Source organism: Kaistella sp. (assembly GCF_049588135.1).
Classification (GTDB): domain Bacteria; phylum Bacteroidota; class Bacteroidia; order Flavobacteriales; family Weeksellaceae; genus Kaistella.
Window position 1 is genome coordinate 1 of the sequence record NZ_JBAVFG010000116.1, and the last position, 4,794, is coordinate 4,794.

Genomic DNA, 4,794 nt, shown 5'->3' on the forward strand with positions numbered 1-4,794 from the left:
ATGCCATATAGCATCAATCATGACTATTCAAAAAAAGTGGCTTATTTTTCAATGGAATTTGCAATTGATCAAGCCTTAAAAATATATTCTGGAGGGCTTGGTTTTTTGGCTGGTTCTCACATGAAAAGTGCTTATAATTTAAAACAAGATTTGGTAGGAATCGGTATTTTGTGGAAGTTCGGTTATTATGATCAAGCTAGAAATCACGACCAGACTTTACAACCAACTTGGACTCGGAAAATGTATTCGTTTTTGCAGGATACGGGAATTATGTATCAGATCGAAATTCATTCTGCACCAGTTTGGGTAAAGGTTTATTATTTGGCTCCCGAAATTTTCCATACTGCGCCGATGTTTTTTCTTTCCACGGATGTTCCCGAAAACGACCATATTTCAAAAACCATTTGCCACCGTTTGTACGATGCGAATGAATCGACCAAAATTGCTCAATATATTTTATTAGGAAAAGGAGGAGCGAAATTATTAGATATGATGAATTTCGAAAGAGAGGTTTATCATTTGAATGAAGCACACGGACTGCCCGCAGCATTTTATCTATTAAAAAAATTCGATGGTGATTTGGAGAAAGTGAAAGAGAAATTGGTATTCACCACTCACACTCCTGAAGAAGCCGGAAATGAAAAGCATAATATTTTTATGTGCCACGATATGTCGTATTTTTCAGGATTATCAATTGATGAAGTGAAAACAATAGAAGGAGTAGAAGATGACCGTTTCAACCATTCTCTTTGTGCATTGCGTATGGCGAGAATTGCGAATGGCGTTTCGCAATTGCACGGTGTAGTGTCTCGGGCAATGTGGAGTAAATATTCTAAAATCTGTGAGATAAAAGCGATTACCAACGCACAGGAATATAAATATTGGGCAGATAAGCCGTTGTATGATTCTAAAGATGAGGATGATGCCATGCTTTTTGATTTTAGAAAAAAACATTTAAAGAAAAGGTTTTTCAAAATTATAGCTGATCAAACAGGAAATTTATTTGATCCAAATATATTTACGATTGTTTGGGCAAGAAGATTTGCGGGCTATAAAAGAGCAGATTTATTACTTCATGATAAAGAAAGGTTTGAGAGATTATTGAATAATCCAAAATATCCAGTGCAGATTATCTGGGCAGGGAAACCTTATCCAATGGACTATTCGGCGATTTCTACTTTTAATGGTTTGGTAGAAGAGAGTAAGAATTACAAAAATATGGCTGTGCTTACTGGTTATGAATTGGCTTTGAGTAAATCGATGAAGCAGGGTTCAGATTTATGGTTGAATAATCCACGTGTACCTAGAGAAGCGTCTGGGACTTCTGGCATGAGTGCTGCGATGAACGGTTCTGTAAACTTGTCGACCGATGATGGTTGGATTCCTGAGTTTGCAAAACATGGCGAAAACTCTTTTGTAGTTCCGAAAGCAGATTACGAGAATATGAGCGTTTATGATCAGGATAATTATGACCTCAATAAGTTGTATGAAATTTTAGAAAACGAAATTATTCCAATGTATTACGACCGTCCGGAAGAATGGAGAAAAGTACAGCAAACCGCAATGGATGATGTTAAAACTGCCTTTAATTCTGACCGTATGGCAGATGAATACTATAAGCAAATTTATATCAACTAATTTTTCTTAGATAAATAAAAATCCGGAAGCAGTAATGTTTCCGGATTTTTTTATGATTGTTTTTTTTGAAGTACAGCGTTCTCAGGCACTTTTTTTATATCGACTCTCGAACTGTAGTAGTATTGAAAATTTTATCATCAAAACAAAGTATTATTTAATTTTCAATTTAGAAGGCATAACCAAGACTCAAGGATAAAGGTATTTTAACAGCTTCATTATCGGTAAATATATTTCCATTCGAGTAGTGACCAATTTTTAATTCAGCGTTGAGGTTTCTTTTAGATCCGAAAAATGCACCAGTTCCCATATTATCCATAAAAGTAAATTTTCCGCCCATTTTATGTCCATCCAAAATTGTTTCAGAGATATAGGTTGGTGCGGCAACCGAATAGTAAAAATAGGCATCGAAATCTTTGGCATGTAAATAATTTAGTCTGAATGCAGGAAAGATTGAAAGCGTAAAAAACTTATCATTATTAACGTTTGTCTCCCAGCCAGAGGCATTGATTCCCCAATCTAAAGCAAATACCTTGGCACCATGAAATATGTTGCGCTGGTAGATGATTGATAATCCGTTTTTAACCTCAGCATGTCCGCCCCAAAAAATTGGAAGATATTTACTCGAAACAGCATTATTAATTCCATACCCCATAAAATTGTTGGTCATTCCAATTTGTATCCATTGTTTAGGATAAATATATCCCAGTTCTTTTGTTTTTTGTAGTCTTTCCTCTGTGAAGGGTACGAAATTATAGGAGAATCCAGTTCCGATAAAACTTGTGGCAGGTTGTTTTACCTTTGCATTTTCAGGAGTATAATTAGACTGTATTTGTAATGCCCATTTATCGTTTAAATGATATTTTATCCCAAGTCCAAGCAAAACACTGGCATAACTTGCATCGTTTACAACAGATTTGCCTAGTTTGTCCACAAACCCATGACGGGTGATTATGCCTAATCCAGCTTCACCATATACCGATAATTTATCATTTACAGGCAATTTTGGTTTCAAAGTTAAGGCGCCAATATTCATTCTTACGCTACCTGATCCGCTTACCGCATTGGGTTGATTTATAGGTTTATTATGATTGGTGTAATTGTAACGCACCCAATAAACAGGACGCATATATGTTATTTGAGCCGATAGATAACGATTGAAATCATAACCAAATAATACGATGCGGGCTGCCCAATGTGGAACGGAAACAGAGTTCATGGTGTAGCCGGATTCTAAATGTTGATCTGAAAATGAATAATCAATTGAACCTGCGTTTACTTCAAAATAGGATTTTTGAAGTATTACAGGAATTTGGGAACGATTATCTTGCGCATTTAATATTAAAAAAAAAGAAACTAAGATTGTAAAAGTCAGGATAAATTTAATTTTCATTGATAAAAATATTTGTTTCTTAAAAGATATTAGCGTCTGTTTAAATTTCCCTTTAGGGTGGGGGAAATTAATTTTGATGAAATTTAAACAGACGCTAAAATACAAAAATAGTTATATTTTTCAGTAATGGTAAGAGTAATAGAAAAAAGGATGAAAAAATCATCCCTTATATTATTGTTAAATCATTTTATATTCATTTATCGATACCGCTGATGTTCTTTATTCTTAGAAAGTTTATTAATAAGCGGTTTAAACATCGATTTGTATTTTTCAATATCGAACAATTGTGAATCAGTTAACGCTTTATAAGTTAACCAAACGCTAAACGGAAGGAGTATTAAATTGGGTAGCCAAGCCGCCAGATAAGGATCTATTTTCCCAGACCATGCAATGTTTTCAGCAGAAAGATTAAGAACGTAAAAGAATATAAAAACCGCAATTGCAATCACCACAGGTAATCCTAAACCTCCTTTTCGAATAATTGACCCTAAACTTGATCCTATTAAAAAGAAAATAATACACGTTACCGAATACGATACAATCCTTTGTTGCTGCATTACCACCCGAGAAAAATAGGCGTGCATATCCTTAATTTGAGAATCCTTCCCTAAAGTTGATTGCTTGATACTTTCTAATTTATTATAGGCAGAATAAAGCATATCCTGCTTTTTTTGAATATTGACAGTATCTGTTTTTGCAGGTGCAATAATTGGAATTTTTGGTTTTATTTTATCCACATAACTTACGTAACTGTTGGTTTGACTCACCAATTCGTAAGTCACATTATTCATAATATTATCGTTACTTTTCTTAGTTTCTTGAATGGTATTATTTAATTCTAAAATATTTTGAAAAGAGTAGTCGTCGGTGATTTTTTCTGATTCAATCGCTTTATCAATAATTTCGGAAATATTAAAATGAGAAACTAAAGTATCAAATTTAATCGCTTGATCTGGTTGCTTTAATCGTGCGTTATAATCAATATTGCTTAATTGATCTTCATAAATATAACCATTAAATAAAACCAATTTTAAATAATTAGGATTATCGGCAGGAACGAATTTTCCTTTTTCTGCAACGATGGATTGTTGATCTTCAAAAGAAGTTGCCATTTTATGAATAAAAACGCCCGTTAGATTTTCACCATTTTCGCCTGTAATTTTATCAAATTTTACGCTATAACCAGGAAGTTGCTGAAGGAATTGGCCGGGTGTAAAGTTCAACGCAGGTTTTGTAGCGGCAATATTGTACAGCATATTCTTTGCTTTCCGCTGAAAATCGGGCACTACATTATTGGAGAAGAAAAACAAGAGACCAGAAAAAAATAGGGTAGTGACAAACAGCGGAAACATAATTCGAGTCAACGAAATACCAGCGGCTTTCATGGCTGCCAATTCATAACGTTCCCCAAAATCACCAAAGGTCATAATGGAGGAAAGTAGGATGGTTAAAGGTAAAACCAGTTGTACTACAATGGCAGAAAGATAAGAAAGCAATTTTAGAATTTCCCAATAACTCAAGCCTTTACCGGTAAATTGCGCCAATCGAATCCAGATAATGTTCACTACAAAAATGAAAAACAACACACTGAATATGAAAAGAAACGGTCCGAAAAAAGTTTTGATGACGTAGCCGTCGAGTTTTTTTATCATGGTTCAAATTTACCAAAAAGCCACAAAAGAATATTTTCTTCTGTGACTTTTTTTATCGTGATTGATTGAGTTCTAAAGTTCGGTAACAAAATAGTTTTTATATTGGTCTTTGTT

At 34.1% G+C, this 4,794-nt stretch carries 3 protein-coding genes; 1 reads left to right on the forward strand and 2 read right to left on the reverse strand.

Features of this window, described 5'->3' with window-relative positions; genetic code table 11:
* Nucleotides 1-1,638 (forward strand): alpha-glucan family phosphorylase (gene glgP / locus WBY99_RS06625; RefSeq protein ID WP_423975545.1); only part of this gene is annotated, 1,638 nt, incomplete at its 5' end.
* A gap of 166 nt (nt 1,639-1,804) precedes the next feature.
* Here the strand turns inward: glgP and WBY99_RS06630 are convergent.
* On the reverse strand, nt 1,805-3,028 hold the full coding sequence (locus tag WBY99_RS06630) for an acyloxyacyl hydrolase (protein ID WP_423975546.1): 1,224 nt from the start codon (nt 3,026-3,028) through the stop codon (nt 1,805-1,807).
* A 197-nt stretch (nt 3,029-3,225) separates the two neighbouring features.
* The gene (locus WBY99_RS06635; RefSeq protein ID WP_423975547.1) at nt 3,226-4,680 is read right to left on the reverse strand and encodes an LptF/LptG family permease; all 1,455 of its coding nucleotides are present in this window, start codon (nt 4,678-4,680) and stop codon (nt 3,226-3,228) included.
* Between the last annotated feature and the right edge of the window lie 114 nt (nt 4,681-4,794).